Annotated in this window: 13 protein-coding genes; 9 read left to right on the top strand and 4 right to left on the bottom strand. The window is 72.8% G+C overall.

Annotated features, from left to right (window positions below):
• Window positions 1-203: 203 nt before the first annotated feature.
• From NJ376_RS12225 to NJ376_RS12205, 5 genes are all read left to right on the top strand, one after another.
• Window positions 204-887, top strand: coding sequence for a DUF2243 domain-containing protein (locus tag NJ376_RS12225; protein WP_252953545.1), 684 nt, complete (start codon window positions 204-206; stop codon window positions 885-887).
• Window positions 888-1055: 168 nt separating this feature from the next.
• A complete protein-coding gene (locus NJ376_RS12220) occupies window positions 1056-2108 on the top strand; it encodes an Ldh family oxidoreductase (RefSeq protein WP_252953544.1) in 1053 nt (350 codons plus the stop codon).
• Window positions 2105-3214, top strand: a complete 1110-nt coding sequence (locus NJ376_RS12215; RefSeq protein WP_252953543.1) for a glycosyltransferase family 4 protein — start codon at window positions 2105-2107, stop codon at window positions 3212-3214. The genes NJ376_RS12220 and NJ376_RS12215 overlap by 4 nt, the downstream gene beginning before the upstream one ends.
• Before the next feature lie 268 nt (window positions 3215-3482).
• Window positions 3483-4397, top strand: coding sequence for a glycosyltransferase family 9 protein (locus NJ376_RS12210; RefSeq protein ID WP_252953542.1), 915 nt, complete (start codon window positions 3483-3485; stop codon window positions 4395-4397).
• A gap of 222 nt (window positions 4398-4619) precedes the next feature.
• On the top strand, window positions 4620-5867 hold the full coding sequence (locus NJ376_RS12205) for an ABC transporter substrate-binding protein (RefSeq protein ID WP_252953541.1): 1248 nt from the start codon (window positions 4620-4622) through the stop codon (window positions 5865-5867).
• Window positions 5868-6037: 170 nt separating this feature from the next.
• On the opposite strand, the gene NJ376_RS12200 is transcribed toward NJ376_RS12205, so the two are convergent.
• On the bottom strand, window positions 6038-7330 hold the full coding sequence (locus tag NJ376_RS12200) for an O-antigen ligase family protein (protein WP_252953614.1): 1293 nt from the start codon (window positions 7328-7330) through the stop codon (window positions 6038-6040).
• A gap of 52 nt (window positions 7331-7382) precedes the next feature.
• Entirely contained in the window at window positions 7383-8777 is a 1395-nt protein-coding gene (locus tag NJ376_RS12195; RefSeq protein ID WP_252953540.1) for an aspartate aminotransferase family protein, read from the bottom strand.
• Window positions 8778-9125: 348 nt separating this feature from the next.
• Here NJ376_RS12195 and NJ376_RS12190 point away from each other — a divergent pair, with 348 nt between their 5' ends.
• The 4 genes from NJ376_RS12190 to NJ376_RS12175 are packed head-to-tail and all read left to right on the top strand — an operon-like array spanning window position 9126 to window position 15920.
• On the top strand, window positions 9126-11687 hold the full coding sequence (locus tag NJ376_RS12190) for a hypothetical protein (RefSeq protein WP_252953539.1): 2562 nt from the start codon (window positions 9126-9128) through the stop codon (window positions 11685-11687).
• Between the two features lie 34 nt (window positions 11688-11721).
• Entirely contained in the window at window positions 11722-12051 is a 330-nt protein-coding gene (locus NJ376_RS12185; RefSeq protein WP_252953538.1) for a hypothetical protein, read from the top strand.
• 54 nt (window positions 12052-12105) lie between these two features.
• Window positions 12106-14421 (top strand): molybdopterin-dependent oxidoreductase, encoded by a 2316-nt coding sequence (locus NJ376_RS12180; protein WP_252953537.1) that lies wholly within the window; start codon window positions 12106-12108, stop codon window positions 14419-14421.
• Window positions 14418-15920, top strand: coding sequence for a PhoX family protein (locus tag NJ376_RS12175; RefSeq protein WP_252953536.1), 1503 nt, complete (start codon window positions 14418-14420; stop codon window positions 15918-15920). The genes NJ376_RS12180 and NJ376_RS12175 overlap by 4 nt, the downstream gene beginning before the upstream one ends.
• Before the next feature lie 344 nt (window positions 15921-16264).
• Here the strand turns inward: NJ376_RS12175 and NJ376_RS12170 are convergent, their stop codons facing one another.
• Entirely contained in the window at window positions 16265-17200 is a 936-nt protein-coding gene (locus NJ376_RS12170; protein WP_252953535.1) for a 1-phosphofructokinase family hexose kinase, read from the bottom strand.
• A 216-nt stretch (window positions 17201-17416) separates the two neighbouring features.
• Window positions 17417-19297: an AMP-binding protein gene (locus tag NJ376_RS12165; RefSeq protein ID WP_252953534.1), complete on the bottom strand. Its 1881-nt coding sequence runs from the start codon at window positions 19295-19297 to the stop codon at window positions 17417-17419.
• Window positions 19298-19341: the final 44 nt, after the last annotated feature.

The raw sequence follows: 19341 nt of genomic DNA, 5'->3' as shown, positions 1-19341 counted from the left end.
GCGGGATCGGCCGATGCCGTGACACGCGCGGCCGGACAAGGCGCCGGAGCGGGAGGGTTGAGCGAAGCTCAACCGATCACGCTCCGGCCGCCCTGCCGGAACCGCGCCGGCAGTGGCGGCGCCCTGCTACCCCGGCGGCCAGGGGCCATGCGCCGCGAACTTCCCGGCTGCGCCGATGTTGCTGCCGCATGGAGCGGGACGGCATGCGCATGGGCTGGGCCGGGGCGCTGATGGGCTTCGCCTTCGGCGGCTTCCTGGACGGCATCCTGCTGCACCAGATCCTGCAATGGCATCACCTGCTCAGCGGCTGGCGTCCGGGCGGCACCATCGGGCTGCTGCGCTGGCATGTGCAGTGGGACGGCGTCTTCCACGCGGCGCATTACCTGGTGCTGGCGTTCGGCCTCGCGTTGCTCTGGCCGCGGCCGGGCCATGGCCGGGTGTTCGGCGCCGGCTTCGCCATCGGCTTCGGCGCCTGGCATGTGCTGGATGCGGTGGTGAACCATTGGGCGCTCGGCCTGCACCGCATCCGGCAGGATGCCGCCCAGCCCTTGTGGTGGGACCTCGTCTTCTTCGGCCTCGGCCTTGCCGCGATCGCCCTCGGTCTGCTCTGGCGCCGGCGTGGCCCGGCGTTGCGGCCGGAGGGGTTTGCGGTGCTGGTGCTGGCCGCCGGGCTCGGCGCCGCCCGCCCCGCCCCGGGCCCGGCGCTACTGGCCTTCGCGCTTCCGGACGAGGCGGCGCTGCACCTCGCCGCCAGCTCCGGCGCTGCCCTGGTGGCGGCGCAGGACGGCCTCTGGGTCTTCGCCACGCCGGACCCCGCCGGGCTCGTCCGCCTCGCCGGCACCCGCCCCCTGCCGGCGCTCCCCGGCGGCTGCCTCTCCCGCATCTGAGCGCCGCCCTTCCGCTTCCCTGTGCGGCCGAAGGGCTGCTTCCCGTCCCGGCCGACGCCTTGGGACGGGGCGCGCGCAGCCTCGGTCAGGACTGGCTGCCTGCGGCCACCGCCGGGATCCCGCACCCCTTCGGATTGACGCCAGCCTTGCCCCGGGCAAGGAAATGCCATGTCCGCGCGCTACGCCCCCGCCACCCTCACCGCCTTCGCCGCCACGCTGTTCGAGCGCGGCAGCCTGGCCCCCGACCGTGCCGCCATCATGGCGGAGACGCTGGTGGAGGGCGACCTGATGGGCCATGACACCCATGGCCTCGCCTTGCTCGGCCCCTATCTGGACAGCCTGGCCAGCGGTGACATGCAGGCCGCGGGGGAGCCCGAAATCCTCTCCGGCACCCCGGTGGTGGAGACCTGGGATGGCGGCAAGCTCCCCGGCCCCTGGCTGGTGCGCCGCGCCGCCGATCTCGCCAGCGCGCGCGCCGCAGAATTCGGCCTTGCTGCCATTGCCATCCGCCGCAGCCACCACATCGCCTGCCTCGCCGCCTACCTGCCGCGGGTGGTGGAGCGGGGGCAGATCCTGCTGATCTGGTCCTCGGACCCCGCCACCGCCTCCGTCGCCCCCTGGGGCGGGACGCGGCGGATCATCACCCCCAACCCGGTCGCGGCCGGCTGGCCGAGCCCGGATGGGCCGGTGATGATCGACGTCTCCATGTCCATCACCACCAACGGCATGACGGCGCGCCGCCGCGCCGAAGGCACGGAGTTCCCCTTCGACGCCCTGCTGACCGCCGAGGGCCAGCCCACCGCCGACCCCAACGCCTTCTTCTCCGAGCCGGCCGGCACGCTGCTGCCGCTGGGCGGCATGGCGGCCGGGCACAAGGGCTTCGGCCTCGGCCTGCTGGTGGAGGCGCTGACCTCGGGCCTGGCCGGCGGCGGGCGCGTCACCGAGCCCACCGGCTGGGGCGCCGCGCTGCTGATCCTGGTGCTGGACCCCGCCCGCTTTGCCGGCGCCGAGTCCTTCCTGGCGGAATCCGGCTGGATGGCAGCGGCGGTGAAGGCCAACCCGCCCATCCCTGGCGGCAAGCCGCCCCGCCTGCCCGGCGCCCGCGCCTGGACGCGGCGGGCCGAGGCGCTCGCCCGCGGCGTCGAGCTGCACCCCTCCATCCCGCCGGTGCTCGCCGCCCGCGCCGCCGCCGCCGGCCTCGCCGCGCCGGCACCGCTTTGAGCCTGACGGTCCTGCAGGTGCTGCCCGCGCTGGTCTCCGGCGGGGTGGAGCGCGGCACGCTGGAGATCGCCGAGGCCATCATTGCCGCTGGCGGCCGCGCCCTGGTGGCGTCTGCCGGCGGGCCGATGGTGGCGGGGCTGGAGGCGCTGGGGGCGCGGCATGTGACGCTGCCGCTCGCCACCAAGAACCCGGCGCGGATCCTCGCCAATGCCAGGGCGCTGGCGCGGCTGGCGCGGGCGGAGGGCGTGCGCATCCTGCATGCCCGCTCCCGCGCCCCGGCCTGGTCCGCGCTGCTGGCGGCGCGGCGGGCGGGCGCCGGCTTCGTCACCACCTATCACGGCACCTACAACGAAGGCTTCCCGGGCAAGCGCCTCTACAACTCCGTCATGGCGCGGGGGGACCGGGTCATCGCCATCAGCGAGTTCATCGCGGCGCATATCCGGGCCCGGCACGGCGTGCCGGCGGCACGGCTCAGGGTGATCCCGCGCGGCGTCGACCCGCGCGCCTTCAGCCCGGCTTCGGTGCCGGCCGAGCGCCTTGCCGCGCTGCGCGCCGCCTGGGGGGTGCCGGAGGGGCGCCAGGTGGTGATGCTCCCCGGCCGGCTGACGCGCTGGAAGGGCCAGGGCGTGCTGCTGGAGGCCATGGCGAGGCTGCCGGGCGATGCCCTGGCGCTGCTGGTGGGCGAGGGCGGCTACCGCGCCGAGCTGGAGGCCCGCATCGCCGCCCGTGGCCTTGGCAACCGGGCCAAGCTGGCCGGCCAGACCGAGGACATGCCCGCCGCCCTGCTGCTGGCCGATGTGGTGGTGCATGCCTCGACCGATGCCGAGGCCTTCGGGCGGACGGTGATCGAGGCCCAGGCGATGGAGCGCCCGGTCATCGCCGCCGATCTCGGCGCGCCGCGGGAAACCGTGGTGGAGGGGGAGACCGGCTGGCGCGTGCCCCCCGGCGATCCGGCGGCGCTGGCGGCGAAGCTGGCGGAGGTGCTGGCCCTGCCGGCGGAAGCCCGCGCCGCGATCGGCGCCCGCGCCCGGGCCGCGGTGCTGGCCCGCTACACCACGGCGGCGATGCAGCAGGCGACGCTCGCCGTGTACCGGGAGCTGCTGTGAGCGCCGCGCCCGCCTGCTCCGCCGCGGTGCGGGACAGGGCCGGGGCGGCGATGTGCCCGGCATCCCGCCACGCCCTTCGTCCACCCCAACCTGGCCCCCGGCCACGCGCCGCGGTCCTTGGCGCCCGCCCTGCCGGAGGCAGCCTGCCCGCCCCAGCGCGGGAGGGCAGGGCGGGACGGATGGCCCCGCGGCAAGCCGGCACTTGGCCATACTCGACGGCTTCCGGCGCCAGCCCTGGCGCGCGCGGCGGGAGAGGGAGCCGGGGCCGATGACCCGCATCCTCGTCATCAAGCTCGCCGCCCTCGGCGATGTGGTGCAGGCCTTCGGGCCCTTCGCCGCCATCCGCGCCCATCATCCGGGCGCCGAGATCACCCTGCTCACCACCCCGCCCTATGCCGCACTGCTGCGGGACAGCCCCTGGTTCGACCGCATCTGGGCGGATGGCCGGCCCTCCTGGTCCGACCTGCCCGCGGTGGTTCGCCTCGCCCGCAGGCTGCGCGGCGCCGGCTTCGCCCGGGTCTATGATCTGCAGACCTCCGCCCGCTCCTCCCGCTATCGCTGGTTCGTCGGCCGGCGGGCCGAGTGGTCCGGCATCGCCAGCGGCGCGAGCCACCCGCATGCCAACCCGGCGCGCGATTCCATGCACACGCTGGAACGCCAGCGGGAGCAGCTGGAGATGGCCGGCATCCAGGACTTCCCGCCGCCCGACCTCTCCTGGCTGGAGGCCGACCTCTCCGGCTTCGCCCTGCCGGAGCGCTTCTGCCTGCTGGTCCCCGGCGCCTCGCCGCTGCGGCCGGGCAAGCGCTGGCCGGCGGAGCGCTTCGGCGCGCTGGCGGCGGGGCTCGACCTGCCCTCCGTCATCATCGGCGCCGGGGCAGAGGCGAAGCTGGCCGCCGCCATACGCGCCGCCGCGCCCGGCGCCATCGACCTGACGGGCCGCACCAGCTTCGCCGCCATCGGGGCGCTGGCGCGGCGGGCGGAATTCGCCGTAGGGAACGATACCGGGCCCAGCCACCTCATCGCCGCCACGGGCTGCCCGACCCTGACGCTGTTCGGGCCGGACAGCGACCCGGCGCTCTGCGCCCCGCGCGGGCGGGCGGTGGCGGTGCTGCGGCACGCACCGCTGGCGGGGCTGGAAGTGGCGGCGGTGCGGCAGGCGCTGGCGGCGTTGCGGGTGGGGTAGGTCGGGGGCGCTGCCCCCGTTGAACGCAGGCGTTCAACCCCCAACGGGGCCAGGACCTGGCCCCGGACCCCGGTGTGAGTTTCAGGCCCATCGGTCGAACTTGACCGCAAACCAAGCCAGAACTCGCCGAACGGCCCTGGCGAGCCAAGCGCCCTGTTGCCAATCCGGTCATCCTCCCCTTCCATGTCTGGAACCAAAACCTTCCGGGAGGATGCGACGTCCATGACCCTGACCACCACGCGCCGCGGATGGCTCGCGGCCACCACTGCCGCCGCCGGAGCCCCGCTCCTTGCCGCCCGCAGGACCCGGGCGCAGGGCACAGCGCCCGTCATCCGCCTCGGCGTCATGTCCGACTATTCCGGCCCCTACCGCGACTGGTCGGGCCCGACGAACCTCGCCTGCGTGCAGCAGGCGGTGGAGGAGTTCCGCGCCCAGCGTCCCGACATCCCGGTGGAGGTCATCAATGCCGACCACCAGAACAAGACCGATGTCGGCGCCAATGTCGTGCGGGAATGGTTCGACCGGCGCGACGTCGATGCGGTGGTGGACGTGAACAACTCCGCCGTCGGCCTCGCGGTGAACAACGTGGTGCGGGAGAAGAACAAGGTGTTCCTCTGCTCCGGCGCCTCGACCGCGGCGCTGACCGGGGAGCAGTGCAGCCCGAACACCGTGCAGTGGACCTACGACACCTACATGCTGGCCAAGGCGACCAGCACGGCGATGGTGAAGGCCGGCGGCGATAGCTGGTTCTTCATCGTCGCGGACTACGCCTTCGGCCACCAGATCGAGCGCGACGCGCGGCGCTTCATCGAGGCGGCCGGCGGCAAGGTGCTGGGCGCCGTCCGCTACCCCTTCCCCCAGACCACCGATTTCTCCGCGCTGCTCCTGCAGGCGCAGGCGAGCGGGGCGAAGGTGCTGGCCCTGGCGAATGCCGGCAACGACACGGTCAACTCCATCAAGCAGGCCAAGGAGTTCGGCCTGCAGCGGCGTGGCATGAAGATCGCGCTGATGCTCGCCTATCTGACGGATGTCCACACCATAGGGCTGGAGACCGCCCAGGGGCTGGTGCTGTCCGAGACCTTCTACTGGGACCTCAACGACCGCACCCGGGCCTTCATGAACCGCGTCAAGCCGAAGGTCGGCAACAACTGGCCCAACCAGATGGGCGCCGGCGCCTATTCGGTGACGCTGCACTACCTGAAGACGGTGGCGGCCATGGGCGGCGCCGCCGCGGCCAAGGCGAGCGGTCGCGACACCGTCGCGCGCATGAAGACGATCCCGACCGATGATGACTGCTTCGGCCCCGGCACCGTCCGTGCCGATGGGCGCAAGATGCACCCGGCCTATCTGTTCCAGGTGAAGGCGCCGGCGGAATCGAAGGGGCCCTTCGACTACTACAAGCTCATCGGCACGACGCCGCCGGAGGAGGCCTTCCGCCCCATGGCGGAGGGCGGCTGCCCGCTGGTCTGACCGCCATCCGGCGGTGGGACGATAGCCACCCAGCAGGACCCAAGGCCGAGCTTCGAGCGGAGCGGGGCTGAGCTTTCCCCTCCCATCCGGGCCAGACCCTCTCTCACACCGGGGTCCGGGGACCGGTCCGGTCCCCGGCGGGGTCCAGGGGCAGAGCCCCGGGCGGGGGTTCACGGGGGCGGAGCCCCCGTCCTCCTCCCCAGGCCACTCGCCGCCACCAGTGCCAGCAGCTCCGCCCCCACCCACCATTCCTGCCAGGCGCCGAAGCTCAGCATCCCGGTCACGCTTCCCGCCGCCAGCATCGCCGTCGCCACCGCCGGCGCGGCGGAGCGTGCGGCCGCCACCCCCAGCCACCAGGCCAGCAGCGCCGCCAGCAGCACACCGGGGATCCCCAGCTCCAACCGCAATTGCAGCGCGCCGTTATGCGGGTGCAGTGGCAGCCGCTCCGCCTGGTGGATCCAGGTGGCGGCATGCGGCGTGGTCAGGCCGAAGCGCGCCAGCACCTCGGGCGGGGCGGGGTCGCGGTGGCCGGGGATGTTGCGACTCGCCTCCATCCCCCAACCGAACAGCGGCTTCTCCGCAATGCGGGTGCCGACGAAATCCCAGATCAGCAGCCGGTGCGCCGCCGAGGGCGGCCAGCCCGCCGCCGGTATGCCGCGCGCCAGCACCGGCCCCAGCACATAGGGCGTCAGCAGCAGCACCAGGGCCAGCCCCGCCCCCACCAGCCGCGGCCCGCGCCGCGGCGCCAGCCAGGCCAGCGCACCGGCCAGCGCCCCCACCGCCACCGCGATCTTTGCCGACTCCCCCGGCAGCCAGGCCAGCACCGCCGCCCCCGCCAGCAGCCCCGCCACCCGCAGCCAGCGCGGCAAGGGCGCCACCGCCAGCAGCGGCAGCCAGAGGCCCATGGCGGAGGCCGCGGGCTTCAGCCCGAACATCAGCGTGTCGGGCGGCTCCCTCAGCCCGCGGACGAAGCCGCGGATGGCATGGCCGGTGGCGTAGTCCAGCCCCGCCGCCGCAATGCCAAGAGCCAGCCCGATGCTGGCCGAGCGCAGGAGGCGCTGCCGCGCCCCCTCCTCCTCCTCCGCCACGGCCCGCGCCGCCGCGGCGCCGAGGGCGACGAAGGCGCCGATCTGCACCGCGGTGAAGGCCGCGAGCCCCGCCACCGGCGCCCAGAGCGCCGTCACCAGCGCCCAGCCGAACAGGCCGAGCGCCGCCGCGGTGGCCGCCCCACCCGGCCAGGGCCAGGCGCCGCGCCGCAGGCGGTGGAGCACCACCACGCCCAGCAGGCCGCACAGCGCGATCGGCGCCAATGCCTTGGATTGCAGCACGCCGGCCAGCGGCGCGACGAGCAGCGCCACCCCCAGCGCATCGGCCGGTGCGGCCGCCCGCCGGCGCAGCCCGCCCTTCACGGCGCCGGGGCGGGACGCGCCCGCGCGCCCCGCCCCGGCATCCTCTCCCGTCATCTGGGTCACGCCCTTCGGTGACCCCGCTTCAAGCGCATACGTCCTGTCCGGCTCAAACCGCCGCGATGCTCTCGCGCCGGACGGTGACGGCGATCTCCTCGATCGACTTCGCCACCCGGTCGAGCATCTCGTCGACCTCGGATTCGGTGATGATGAGCGGCGGGGAGAAGCCCAGCGCGTCATTGGTCATGGCGCGCAGGATGACGCCGTTCGCCTCGCCGATCTTGGTCAGGCGCGGGCCGACCTTCCTGGCGGGGTCGAAATTCTTCTTCGCCGCCTTGTCCTCCACCAGCTCCACGGCGCCGATCAGGCCGGTGCCGCGCACCTCGCCCACCATGGGGTGGTCGGCGAAGCGGGCGCGGAGCTGCGCCTGCATATAGGCGCCGACCTTCTGGACGTGCTTCCCGATCTCCATCTCGTCGTAGATCTTCAGCGTCTCGATCGCGACGGCGGCGGGCACCGGGTGGCCGGAATAGGTGAAGCCATGGCCCCAGGTGCCGATGGAGGAGGAGCCCTCGGCGATGCCCTGGAACACCTTCTCATTCACCATCACGGCCGAGATCGGCAGGTAGGAAGCCGAGAGCGCCTTGGCGCAGACCAGGATGTCCGGCTCGATCCCGAAGGTCTGGGTGCCCCAGTAATTGCCGGTGCGCCAGAAGCCGCAGATCACCTCATCCACCACGAAGAGCACGTCGTACTTCCGCAGCACGGCCTGGATCTTCGGGAAGTAGGTCTCGGGCGGCAGGATCACGCCGCCGGCGCCCATGATCGGCTCGGCCCAGAAGGCGGCGACCGTCTCCGGCCCCTCGGCCAGGATCTTCTGCTCCAGCTCCTCGGCCAGGCGGGTGGCGAAATCCTCCTCGGACTCGCCGGGCTTCGCGTTGTGGTAGTAATGCGGCGTGCCGACATGGTGGAAGCCGGGCAGCGGCAGGTCGAACAGCTTGTGGTTGGCCGGCAGGCCGGTGAGCGAAGCGGCGGCGAGGGTGATGCCGTGGTAGCCCTTCAGCCGGGCGATGATCTTCTTCTTCTCCGGCCGGCCGATGGCGTTGTTCATGTACCAGATCATCTTGATGGCGCTGTCATTCGCCTCGGATCCGGAATTGGCGAAGAACACCTTGCTCATCGGCACCGGCGCGCGCTCGATCAGCATCTCGCTCAGGTCGATCAGCGGCTCGTGCGACTTGGCCGTGAAGGCATGGTAGAAGGGCAGCTTGCGCATCTGCGCCGCGGCGGCTTCCACCAGCCGCTCATTGTCGAAGCCGAGGCTGGCGCACCAGAGGCCGGCGACGCTCTCGATGTATTCCTTGCCCTGCTCGTCGAAGACGCGCACGCCCTTGCCGCGGCCGATGACCAGCGGCCCGTCCTTCAGATGCGCCTTGTGGTCCGTATAGGGATGCAGCGCATAGGCGATGTCGCGGGCGGCATTGGAATTGCGGGGCGGGGTCATGGGCGGGCCTTCTTTCCGGTGGGCGCGGCCTGAGGCCGGCGCCGTCCCGTCGCGGGCGGGACGCCGGGCCAGGGACGGCGTGCGGCCGCACCGCGCCGGGGGCGGGGCAGCAGCGGCGCGGAAAGTGTAAAGCATTTTTATGCGCGGCGGAAACCGTCCGGCCCGCTGCGTCGCGCCGCGCTGGCCCCGTCCCGGGGCGATCGCCGGGCGGTCTTCGGACCGTGTCCGGCCGCCATCACGCAGGCGTGTGCGCCCTATACCGTTCTGTAACCCTTCACAGCTCAACCATATGTTGCGGAAACCGGTCCTTCCGGTCCAATTACGTCACCGTTCGCCCCGGGGGAAACGATGTCCGATCAGGCCACCACGCCGCCCGAGGGGGGCACCGGCACCGGCTGGCAGGCCGGGATCTCGCCGGCCAAGCTGGAATGGACCCGCCGCGTGCTCGGCATCGACCCGCCGGTGCGCAGCAACATCCGCATCGGCGCCCAGCGCGACCCGGAGACCGCCTTCAACCGTGCCCTGCAGGGCTCGCTGGACGGGCTGCAGGCGGCGCGCGGCACCCCGGCCGTGGATGCCGCGACGGAGCAGGCCAAGGCGCTGCTGGAGAACGCCCTCGGCCGCATGGCCCAGGCGGCGAAGGCCAAGGATTTCACCACCGCCGCCGCCGCGCTGGAGGAGGCGCGCACCGCCGCCGCCACGGTGCAGGAAGGCTTCGCGACGGCGCGGGATGGCTGGCCCGCCGCGCTGGAGAAGGCGGCGGCGCCGCTCGAGGAGGCGCTCGGCCTGGCGGCGGAGCTGCGGGCGGAGGCACCGCTGGACGGGCCGCTCGACATCGCCCGGGTGAAGGCCGAGGGGCTGCGGGAGGCGGCGGAGAAGGCGGCCGCGACGGAGGATTTCCGCACCGCCTATGCCACCCTGCCGGAGCTGGCCGAGGCGACCATCGCGCTGGAGGAGGCGGCGCGGGCCGAGGCGCGGCTCCAGGATGCCGGCGGGCTGTTCCGGGCGCGGCTCGGCAAGGCGATGGACCGGCTGGAGACCGCCGGCCAGGGTGCGCCTGCGAGCGACGAGGCCGAGACGGCCCAGGGGGTGCTGGCCGAGCAGCGCGCCCGCATGGTGCAGGCGGCCAAGGCGCGGGACTATGCGGCGGCCGGCGAGGCGCTCGACCTCTGCGAAGCCGCCGCGACCACGGTGCTGGAGGCGCTGGAGGCCGCGATCGGCCGGTTCCGCGAGGCCTTCGCCCCGGCCCAGCGCGCGCTCGATGCGCTGCCCGCCCGCGTCGAGGCCCTGCCGCGGCCGGTGCCGGGCGTGGCCGAGGCGATGGCGGAGGCGGAGCGCCAGCTCCTCGCCGCCGACAAGGCTTCGGACGAGGGCGACTACCGCGCCGCGCTCGCCGCCTGCGCCGCCTGCCAGCGGGCGGCGGAGCAGGCAGCCGGGCTGCTCGACGCGGCGGAGAAGGCGCTGGCCGAGGCCAGGGCGAAATACGAGGAGAAGGCCAAGGCGATCCAGGCCAGCCTCGACGCCGCGAAGAACCTCAAGCCGGCGAGCGAGGCTGCCGATACCGCGATGGCCGAATTGCTGCGTGCCATGCAGGCCATGGAGGCGGCCGCCGGCGAGCGGCGCTACGAGGATGCGCTGAAGGCAGCCGGGGAGGCCGAGGCGGCGGCGAAGATCGTGACGGCGGAGCGGGACAAGGCGAAGCAGGCCTTCGAGACCGCCTTCGCCCTCTCCACCCAGGCCTACGCCGCCGCCACCGGCAAGCACGGCACCACGCCGGCGATCGACAAGGCGGTGCTGGCCCTGCTGAAGCAGGCGGAGGAGGCGAAGGCGGCGGCGGAGAAGGCCCGGGACGCCGGCGACTGGCGCGCCGCCAATGCCGCCATCACGCCGCTGGACGAGGCGGTGAAGGCCTTCGAGACGGCCTATGCCGAGGAGCGCCGGATCCGCGACGAGACGGCGCAGAAGATCGCCGATTTCGAGCAGCGCTGGGGGACTGCCTCCGGTCTTGCGGCGCTGGGCGGTGCGCAGGTCAAGGCGCAGAACGCCTATCTTGCCGCCAAGAAGAAGCTGGATGCGCTGCGCGACAAGGACCCGGCGAGCGCCGCCGCAGCGGCCTGCAGCACGGTCGAGGCCGCGCTCGGCAGGGTCGAGGGAATGGCGGCGCTGACGCCGCAGCAGAAGACCGAGCTCGTCACCGCGGCGACGGACCGGCTGAAGACCCTCTCGGACACCGATTTCGACAAGCAGACCACGGAGGAGCGCGCCACGGCGGTCTATGACCTGATCGCCGATGGCGAGCCGACCGGCGAGGCGCTGGCGCAGCTCAAGCGGCTCTACGACCGCAGCAAGAACGACCCCGAATTCGTCGAGCAGCGCAAGGAGCAGCGGAAGAAGATCGCCACCAAGGTCGCCGCCCTGCCGGATGCCGAGGACATGCGCGACAACTGGGACACCAAGAGCCCGGATGAGCGGAAGGCCTTCCTCGGCAAGGTGCTGAAGGCGCAGGCCGAGGAACTCGGCATCCCGGAGGTTCCGCTCGATACCTTCTCGCAGCCGCGGGACGGCGGCGGCAGCCTGCTCTTCGGCTCCTACGATCCAGGCTTGAAGCGGATCAACCTCAACACCCATCCCGATGCGATGCCGGATTTCCGCGAGGCAGTGAACACGGTGCTGCACGAGAACACCCATGCGCAGCAGGATGTGCTGGTGCAGAAGCTGCTGGATGGCGAGATCGGGCCGGGCGACCCAAACTACAACCAAGTGCTCTACTTCGCTGCCAATTTCGCCCCCGGCGCCTATGTGAATGACGGCACGGCGACCTACGACCTGCAGCCCATCGAGGCCGATGCCTGGCGCGAGGGCAATGAGGGCTCGCAGGCCGTGCTCGATATTCTCGACGGCATCACCTGAAGGCCCAGGCCGAGAAGAACGGAGAATCCATCCCATGTCGGCAACATCCGAAGCGAAGGCCGCCTTCCGTGTCTCCTACCGGCCGGCGGGGGAGGAGAGCCTGGTGCCGGCGGGCGTCATCGCCATCGGCGCCGGCAATATCGTCACCGTGGAGCAGGCGGAGGAGCGTTTCGCCCGAATGCTGGCGCGCATGGCGAAGGAGGTGAACGCGCTCAGCCACTTCACGGTGAAGACTGCGCCGCCGCCGGAGGCGGAGCGTTTCACCCTCTGGGGCAAGTCGGTGGCCCGGGATGCGCCGGAGGCGGCAGCGACGCTGAAGCGGCTGCTGGAACAGAAATACGGGCTCACCCTCGACCCCGTGTGATGGACGGGCCCGGCCCGGCAGTGGCACAACGCCCTGCCGGGAAGGGACGAGAGCATGACCGAAATCAAGCCGCACGCCGCCCATTGGGGCTATTTCGATGCCGTGGTCGAGGATGGCCGCGTCACCGGCGTGCGCCCCTTCGGGCGCGACCCCTTTCCCGGCTCGCTGATCCAGGCGGTGCCGGATGCGGTGCATTCCGCCGCCCGGATCGACCGGCCCCATGTCCGGAAGGGCTGGCTGGAAGGGAAGCGGCGCGGGGTTCTCCGCGGCGGCGACCCCTTCGTACCGGTCTCCTGGGACCGGGTGACGCGGCTGCTGGCGGAGGAGACGGCGCGGGTGCGGGCCGAGCATGGCCCGACCGCCATCTATGGCGGCTCCTATGGCTGGTCCTCGGCGGGCCGCTACCATCACGCCAAGACGCAGCTCCAGCGCTTCCTCGGCCTCGGCGGCGGCTTCACCACCTCGGTCAACGCCTATTCCTACGCCACCGGCCAGGCGCTGCTGCCGCATCTCCTCGGCACCAATGAGGTGCTGCTGGGCCGCACCACGGATTGGGCGGCGATCGCCCGCCATGCGAAGCTCATGCTCTGCTTCGGCGGGCTCGCGGCGAAGAACGGCATGGTCACCTCCGGCGGCGCCGGGCAGCACGCCTATCTGCCGCTGATGCGCCAGGCCGCCGCCGCCGGCGTCCGCTTCGTCAATATCAGCCCCTACAAGGGCGATACCGAGGATGCGCTCGGCGCCGAATGGGTGCCGATCCGCCCCGGCACGGATGCCGCCATGATGCTCGCCATGGCGCATGCCGTCCTGGCAGCGGGGCAGGAGGATCGCGGCTATCTGGCGACGCATTGCGTCGGCTGGGAGAAGCTCCGCCCCTACATCACCGGCGAGAGCGACGGCACGCCGAAGACGCCCGAATGGGCGGCTTCCATCACCGGCGTCCCGGCCGCCACCATCACCCGCCTCGCCCTGGAATGCGCGGCGCAGCCCTGCATGCTGACCGCCGCCTGGTCCCTGCAGCGCGCCGATTACGGCGAGCAGCCCTATTGGATGCTGGTGGCGCTGGCCGCCATGCTCGGGCGCATCGGCAGGCCGGGCCAGGGCGTCGCCTTCGGCTATGGCAGCATCAACGGCATGGGCACGCCGCGGCGGGAAACCCCCACCGTTTCCACCCCCGCCATCCGCAACCCGGTTGGGCTCTACATCCCGGTGGCGCGGGTGACGGAGATGCTGGAACGCCCGGGCGAGGTGCTGCATTTCAACGGCAACGCCATCACCCTGCCGGACATCCGCCTCATCTGGTGGGCCGGCGGCAACCCCTTCCATCACCACCAGGATTTGCCGCGCTTCCTCCGCGCCTGGTCCCGCGCCGAGACCATCGTGGTGCAGGAGCCCTGGTGGACCGCGCTGGCCCGCCATGCCGATATCGTGCTGCCGGCGACCACCACGCTGGAGCGGAACGACATCGCCTGCGCTGGCCGCGACCGCTTCCTCCGCGCCATGCACCAGGCCATCCCGCCCGTCGCCCAGGCGCGGAACGACGTGGACATGCTGGCCGATATCGCCGAGGCGCTGGGCTACCGCGACCGCTTCACCGAGCAGCGCGACGAGATGGGCTGGCTGCGCCACCTCTATGACCGCTTCCGCCAGGCTTCGGCGGCCACCGGCTTCGCCGCGCCCTCCTTCGACGAATTCTGGGCCGCCGGCCATCTCGAGGTGCCGGATATCGAACCCGGCGAGGAATACACCCAATTCGCCGAATTCGCCGCGGACCCGGAGGCCAACCCGCTCGACACCCCCTCCGGCAAGGTGGAGCTGTTCTCCGAGACCATCGCCAGCTTCAACTATGCCGACTGCCCCGGCCACCCGGTCTGGATCCCGCCCCGGGAATGGCTCGGCGCCAAGGCGGCGGCGGACTACCCGCTGCATCTCCTCTCCTTCCAGCCCGCCACCCGGCTGCACGGCCAGCTCGATACCGGCCGCGTCGCCGCGGCCGACAAGATCCAGGGGCGGGAGCCGATCCTGATGCACCCGCAGGACGCCGCGGCGCGCGGCCTGGCGGAGGGCGACATCGTCCGCATCTTCAACGCCCGCGGCGCCTGCCTCGGCGGGGTGCGCCTCAAGCCGGACATCCTGCCCGGCGTCGTCGCCATGGCCACCGGCGCCTGGTACGACCCGCTGGTGCCGGGCGACCCGGACAGTATCTGCGTCCATGGCAATCCGAACGTGCTGACGGCGGATGTGGGCACCTCCACCCTCGGCCAGGGCCCCTCGGCGCAATCCTGCCTGGTGCAGATCGAGAAATGGCAGGGCCCGCTGCCGCCCGTCACCGTCCACCTGCCGCCGCGCATCGAGGAGCCCCCGGCGTGATCCGTCGCCGCACCGCCCTGGGCGCGGCGCTCGCGGCCCCGTTGCTGGCCGTGCCCCGCCTCGCCGCCGCCCAGCGTGCCCGTGCCCCGCTCGGCCCGCTGCCCCTGCCGGTGAAGCAGGATGACAGCACCGCCCCCGGCTGGCAGCGGGATCTGCTGATGCGCTGGGGCGACCGCGTCGCCTTCGACGCCGCCGCCTGGAACCCGGCGGCCCAGGATGCCGAGGGCGCCTCCGGCCAATTCGGCTGGGATGCCCGCATCCTCGCCCTCGCCACCCCGCGCCAGCCGGCGACGGACGGGCTGCCGCGCGGCGTGCTCGCGGTGGGCCACCCCACCGTGGATCCCGCCATGGCCTTCCCCGGCGGGGAGGGATCGCCCGCCATGCTCGCCGCGTTGCAGGGCGCCTCCCTGCTGAACCTGGAACGCCAGGGCGGCCGCTGGGTGGTGGTGGATGGCGGCTATCAGAGCCGCCGCCTCGGCCTCGGCACCCTCTGTCGCCTGGGCGCTGGCAGCGTGCGCGGCCTGCTCGGCATCGGTGGCGGCTGCGTCACCCCCTGGGGCACGCTGCTGCTGGCGGAGGGCGATCCCGGCTTCTGGACCAGCCGCATCCCCGGCCTCGACCCCGCCGGCTACGGCTTCGTCGCGGAGCTCGACCCCTTCGACCCGCAATCCGTGCCGGCCAAGCGCGCGGCGCTGGGCCGCTTCCCGCATGGCGACGTGGCGGCGACGCTGGCGCGGGACGGCCGCGCGGTGGTGTATCTGACGGACCGGCGGGTGGGCGGCTTCCTGTTCCGCTTCGTCTCCGCCGGCCCCGCCACCAGCGACGGCGCGCTGGAGGCCGGCACCCTCTCCGTCTGCCGGATGACGGGGGAGAACGTGCTTTGGCTGCCCCTGCCGGCAGGCGCGGACCCCCTGTCGGCGGCCGCCGCCGCCGGCGGCACCGGCCTCGACACCCCCTCCGGCCTCGGGCTCGACCCCGGCAAGCCGCGGCTGCTGCTGGCCTGCCAGGGCAGCCCCGCCCGGCCCTCCGGCCATGTGATCGAGCTGACGGCGCAGGGCGGCGACGATGCGGCGCCCGGGGCCAGCGCCGCCCTGCTCTTCGCCGCCGGGCCGCCGGGCAGTTCCGCGGCGCGCTATGGCGGCGCCGGCCTGCCGCCGGGCAGCGCCTGGCCGGAGAACCCGGATACGGTGACGGTGGACGCCAATGGCCGGGCCTGGGTGGGCACGGACCGCGGCAGCCGCGACCCGCAGCAGCCGGATGCGCTGTTCGGCGTGGCACTGGACGGGCCGGCCCGCGGGGTGCCCCTGCCGCTCTACGGCGCGCCGCGCGGCGCGGCGGTGGGCGGGGCGGCGGTCTCGCCGGATGGCGGCACGATCTTCACCGGGGTGCGGCACCCGGGGGCGGTGCCGGGCGCGCGCTTCACGCGGCCGGGGACGCGCTGGCCGGATTTCCGCGCCGGGGTGCCGCCGCGGAGTGCGGTGATCGGGCTGCGGGGGTAGGGGAGGGGGCTCCGCCGGGCAGAGGGCGCTGCCCCCTGCACTCCCGCCGGGGCCAGGACCTGGCCCTGGACCCCGGGCTGAGTTTGCTGGTTCAACCAGCAGACTTGCACAAAGCCGCGCGGCGGTTTTGTGGGCGTTCTAGAGCATGCTGCGTTCGCCTGCGCTCACGCAGCATGCTCTAGAGCGTTTTCGGTTTACATGCGTTCACCGAAAACGCTCTACGCCTTTGCTTGCAGAGCGGATTCACGCCTTCGGGCGATGCCGCCCTACGGCGATCTGCTCTAGGCCGTTGTTTCTCGAGCATCTTCACGCGTTCAGATGATTCCATCTGAACGCGATCTGCTCTAAACCTCTCCAAGCCGCCGCCGCAGCGCCTCCACATCCTCCTTCCGCGGACGCGCCGTGCCTTCCTGCATCACCGCGGCGGCGCCGGTGGCCATGCCCCAGGCGAAGGCCTCCTTCGGGCTGTCGCCGCGCGCCAGCGCCACTACCATGCCGGCGAGGAAACTGTCCCCCGCTCCCACCGCCCCCTTCACCGGCACATCCAGCGCCGGCAGGCGGGTGACCCCCTCCTCCGTCGCCAGCACGGCGCCCTGATGGCCGAGCGAGACCGCCACCATCCCCACCTGGCCGCTGCGCACCACCTGCAGCGCCGCCTCGTTCAGCGCCCGGGGCGTGCCGAGCGGGCGGCCCACCAGCGTCTCGAACTCCCCGCGGCTCGGCTTGACCAGGAACACCCCCTTGCCCATGGCGGCCTTCAGCGCCGCGCCCGAGGTATCGAGCACCAGCTTCCGCCCCTGGCGCCGGGCGATCGCCGCGCAGCGGACATAGAAATCATCCGGCACGCCGCGCGGCAGGCTGCCGCTGCCGATCACCCAATCCCCCGCCTCCTCGGCCAGCAGGTCCAGCATCGCCTGCCATTCCGCCTCGCCGAGCACCGGGCCTTCCGGCACGAAGCGGAATTCCTTGCCGGTGGAGAGGTCGTTCACCGTCTGCGCCATGCGGGTCCAGCCGGCGATGGCCACCTTGCGGTAGGGCAGGCCATCCCGTTGCAGCAGATCCTCCACCACCGCGCCGGGCAGGCCGCCGCTGACGATCAGCGCCAGCGTCTCCCCGCCCAGGATCCGGACGACGCGGGAGACATTGATGCCGCCGCCGCCGGGATCGAGGCGCTCATTCCTGGTGCGCACCTTGCGCACCGCCACCACCGCCTCGGCGTCCGCGGCGATGTCGAGGCTGGGGTTCATCGTCAGGGTCAGGATGCGGCGGGACAGGATCACCTCCGATGCCGGGTTGCAGCCAGGTTGACGGGGCCGGCGAATGCCGGCGCGCCCTCTCACATGGTTCGATACGCCAAACCGGTGACCGGTTTCCTCCCGGCTTCGGCGCCCGATGGGCCGATCCGTCGCCCCTGAAGCCCATACCGGGGTCCGGGGCCAGGTCCTGGCCCCGGCGGAGGTGCAGGGTCGCGGGCACTGCCCAGGGCGGAGCCCCGCCTATTGCCGCAGCACCCCCTCGATCTCCTCCAGGATCGCCGGGTCGTCGATGGTCGGCGGCACGGTGTAGCTTTCTGCATCGGCGATCCTGCGGATGGTCGCCCGCAGGATCTTGCCGCTGCGCGTCTTCGGCAGCCGGGCCACCACCCGCGCCTCCTTGAAGGCGGCAACGGGTCCGATCCGCTCCCGCACCAGCGCCACCAGCTCGCGCGTCAGCTCCGCCTCCGGCTTGGCGACGCCGGATTTCAGCACCACCAGCCCCAGCGGCACCTGGCCCTTCAGGCTGTCCTTCGCCCCTACCACCGCGCATTCCGCGACGTCGGGATGAGAGGCCAGCACCTCCTCGATCGCGCCCGTTGAAAGCCGGTGGCCGGCGACGTTGATGATGTCGTCGGTGCGGGACATGACGGAGACATAGCCCTCCGCATCCACCACCCCGGCGTCGGAGGTGTTGTACCAGCCGGGGAAGGCGGTGAGGTAGGCCTCGCGGAACCGTTCCTCCGCCTGCCACAGCGTCGGCAGGCAGGCCGGCGGCAGGGGCAGCCTGATGGCGAGCGTCCCGGTCTCGCCGGGCGGCAGCGGGTTGCCCGCCTGGTCCAGCGCCTTCACCGCATAGCCGGGGGCGGGCTTGCCGCCGCTGCCGAAGCGGGTGGGGAAGAGGCCGAGGCCGCGGAAATTGCCGGTGATGGACCAGCCCGTCTCGGTCTGCCACCAATGGTCGATCACCGGCTTGTCCAGCAGCGCCGCGGCCCATTCGGCGGTCGGCGGGTCGCAGCGCTCTCCGGCCAGGAACAGCGCCTCCAGCTTCGAGAGGTCGTGGCGCGCCAGCAGCTTGCCGTCCGGGTCGTCCCGCTTGATGGCGCGGATGGCGGTGGGGGCGGTGAACATCGCCTTCACGCCGTACTCCGCGCAGACCCGCCAGAAGGTGCCGGCATCCGGCGTGCCGACCGGCTTGCCCTCGAACAGCACCGTGGTCGCGCCGGCCAGCAGCGGCGCATAGACGATGTAGCTGTGCCCCACCACCCAGCCGACATCGGAGGCGGTGAACATGACGTCGCCGGCGCCGATGCCATAGAGCAGCCCCATGGAGTTGTGCAGCGCGACGGCATGGCCGCCATTGTCCCGCACGATGCCCTTGGGCTTTCCCGTCGTGCCGCTGGTGTAGAGGATATAGAGCGGGTCCGTCGCCGCCACCGGCACGCAAGCCTGCGGCGTACCCTCGGCCTCCGCCTCCAGCAGGTCCCGGTCGCGGCCTGGGGTCAGCTCGCAGGGCAGTTCCGGCCGCTGCAGGATGAGGCAGGCGGCCGGCTTGTGTGGCGACAGGGCGATCGCCGCATCCAGCAGCGGCTTGTAGGCGACGACCCGCCCCGGCTCGATCCCGCAGGAGGCGCTGATGATGACCTTCGGCTCGGCATCGGCGATGCGCGCCGCCAGCTCCGCCGCCGCGAAGCCGCCGAAGACCACGGAATGGATGGCGCCGAGCCGGGCGCAGGCGAGCATGGCGACGGGCGCTTCCGGCACCATCGGCAGGTAGATCACCACCCGGTCCCCGGCCGCGACGCCGAGGGCGGCGAGCGCCCCGGCGAGCTTCGCCACGCGCTGCTGGAGCTGGGCGTAGGTGAGGGTGGCACGCCGCCCGGTGACCGGGCTGTCGTAGAGGATGGCGGCCTGCTCCGCGCGCCCCGCCGCCACGTGCCGGTCCACCGCATTGTGGCAGGTGTTCAGCCGGCCATCCGGGAACCAGCGCCCATAGGCGCCGAGCGAGGGGTCGAAGATGCGGGAGGGCGGCGTTGCCCAGTCGATGCCCTCGGCCGCCTTGCCCCAGTAGGCGGTGGGATCCGCCATGGCTGCGGCATAGACCTCATCGTAGCGGCTCGGCATGCGGTTCCTCCCTCTCTGGCCGGCGAGTCCGGCTTGGGGTGAAG

The sequence above is a fragment of the Siccirubricoccus soli genome, from assembly GCF_024178315.1.
Classification (GTDB): Bacteria; Pseudomonadota; Alphaproteobacteria; order Acetobacterales; family Acetobacteraceae; genus Siccirubricoccus; species Siccirubricoccus soli.
This window is presented reverse-complemented; position numbering and strand designations above follow the sequence as displayed.

Bases quoted from the DNA above. Each gene is read 5' to 3' on its own strand.
- NJ376_RS12225 (WP_252953545.1), top strand. From the start codon at position 204: ATGCGCATGGGCTGGGCCGGGGCGCTGATGGGCTTCGCCTTCGGCGGC.
- NJ376_RS12220 (WP_252953544.1), top strand. From the start codon at position 1,056: ATGTCCGCGCGCTACGCCCCCGCCACCCTCACCGCCTTCGCCGCCACG.
- NJ376_RS12210 (WP_252953542.1), top strand. From the start codon at position 3,483: ATGACCCGCATCCTCGTCATCAAGCTCGCCGCCCTCGGCGATGTGGTG.
- NJ376_RS12205 (WP_252953541.1), top strand. From the start codon at position 4,620: ATGACCCTGACCACCACGCGCCGCGGATGGCTCGCGGCCACCACTGCC.
- NJ376_RS12200 (WP_252953614.1), bottom strand. From the start codon at position 7,330: ATGACGGGAGAGGATGCCGGGGCGGGGCGCGCGGGCGCGTCCCGCCCC.
- NJ376_RS12195 (WP_252953540.1), bottom strand. From the start codon at position 8,777: ATGACCCCGCCCCGCAATTCCAATGCCGCCCGCGACATCGCCTATGCG.
- NJ376_RS12190 (WP_252953539.1), top strand. From the start codon at position 9,126: ATGTCCGATCAGGCCACCACGCCGCCCGAGGGGGGCACCGGCACCGGC.
- NJ376_RS12185 (WP_252953538.1), top strand. From the start codon at position 11,722: ATGTCGGCAACATCCGAAGCGAAGGCCGCCTTCCGTGTCTCCTACCGG.
- NJ376_RS12180 (WP_252953537.1), top strand. From the start codon at position 12,106: ATGACCGAAATCAAGCCGCACGCCGCCCATTGGGGCTATTTCGATGCC.
- NJ376_RS12165 (WP_252953534.1), bottom strand. From the start codon at position 19,297: ATGCCGAGCCGCTACGATGAGGTCTATGCCGCAGCCATGGCGGATCCC.